Source organism: Armatimonas sp., assembly GCF_043760365.1.
Taxonomy (GTDB): domain Bacteria; phylum Armatimonadota; class Armatimonadia; order Armatimonadales; family Armatimonadaceae; genus Armatimonas.
This window is the reverse complement of sequence record NZ_JAYUPA010000495.1, coordinates 1-1633: the sequence shown is the minus strand read 5'-3', so window position 1 is coordinate 1633 and position 1633 is coordinate 1. Positions and strand designations below refer to the sequence as shown.

Annotated in this window: 1 protein-coding gene; it reads left to right on the top strand. The window is 56.0% G+C overall.

Going from position 1 to position 1633, the window contains the following annotated elements:
• Window positions 1-409: 409 nt before the first annotated feature.
• On the top strand, window positions 410-1633 hold a 1224-nt coding region (locus ACH2EH_RS11610), incomplete at its 3' end, for a hypothetical protein (RefSeq protein ID WP_395141823.1).

The following is a 1633-nucleotide window of genomic DNA, read 5'->3' as shown; positions in this document are numbered from 1 at the left end:
GTCTCGCTGTCGCACAAGTAGACAAGGTAGATGGCGACTCCAAAAACGACGATGAGGACGATGAGGTTATCGTCTTCACCGAGGACGAAGCGTAATCGCCTCGCCTCGGGTTCGGTATCACGCTCAGGACACACTGTGAGTGTATTTTTAGGGAGTCGGACGGCTTCTTCTTGAGAGAGCAGGAGAGTTTCCTACCCACTCGCCGCAAGGAGGTCATCATGTCCCCGTCGCGTTTGCCCAAAAAGTATGCCTTGACACTCAAGGAGCTTCTGACCATTATGAAGCTACTGGCGATCGTCCCTTTTTTAACCATACTAGAGGACGACGGCCGCGAGTTGCGATGAGTGGAGGCGCTACGGAAGCATTGTACTGACAGTATTTAGGAAGCGAGTTCCGGTACAATTTGGGCATGCAGCGACGATACTTCCTTGCTTTTTCTCTTGTGACGCTCGCGTTTGGGTGTCGTAAAGATGCTCCTGTTTCCTCAGCATCCCTCCCTGAGGCGCTTGCTGCCGCCAAACGCGAGGGGCTGACTACCGACTGGCACGAGCTTGAAATGAAACCAGTCCCAAAGGAGCGCAATGCGGCGTTGGTCTATGTAGATGCAGAGAAGGCCTACAAAAAACTCCCCGAGCCGCAACGCAAAACCGATGGGGAGCTTCTGGCAGCCGCACAGAAGACCGACGCACTCGCGCCCGCCCAAGCCGTTCTTAAGCGCCAAGCCTTCCTTCTTAAGCTCGCTGAGAAAGCCGCTGCCCTCCCGGGTTACTCGATGGAGCGCGACTGGAGCAAGGGACTGGGCACTCCCTTCCCCGAGTATGCTGTCGCCCGGCAAATGGTGCGTCTTCTGGGAGTCCGTGCTCTGCGTGCTAGTGAAGCGGGGAAGCCCTTCGAGGCTCTGGCTGACCTGGAGCGTGCTGCGCAGATAGGGAGGCATATTGGGAGCGAGCCGACCCTGATTGCGATGCTCGTCCATGTTGCCTGTGCTACTATTGCTGACAGAGCTTTTATCAAGATTCTTCAGCGCCACGGGGGGAAATCCGAGGTTCTTTCGGCAGCACGCCAGACCGCAGCCACATTTGGCCCTACTCCAGATCTGAGGTTTTCGTATCGCGCGGAGCTTCCCTTCCAGCTCATGGAAGTAGCGAATATGCGCCAGGGAAAGCCCTTTTTACCGGATCCCGAAAAACCCGAGGATGATTCTCAAGAAATGATGGATCTCGTCAAAAACAATCCCCAGCTTGCTACCCACTGGGAACAAAGCACCGTCTGGTACTGGCGTCGTGTTTATCAGGAGCTAGCACGCAACGAGTCACTGACGCTCGCTGCACGGATGGAGGCGCTACTGGCACCGCTGGAGAAGCGCCGTAGCCGGAGTGATTACTTTGTCTTAAGCCTCGCGCCCGTGATGAGCCAGGCGGCGACCAAGCTCCAAAAATGGAACGCTCAAGCGGCGCTTCGTGAGGCTACTTTGGACTTGCTGGAGACGCGTCTTAAGACGGGTACGTTTTCTGAAAAGCCAACGCTTCCCGCTGATCCCTTCGATGATGAGTCGCTACGTTATCGGCGCACGGGAGCAGGATTTGTTCTCTACAGCCTCGCGGAGAATGGCAAGGATGATGGTGGGTCAGAC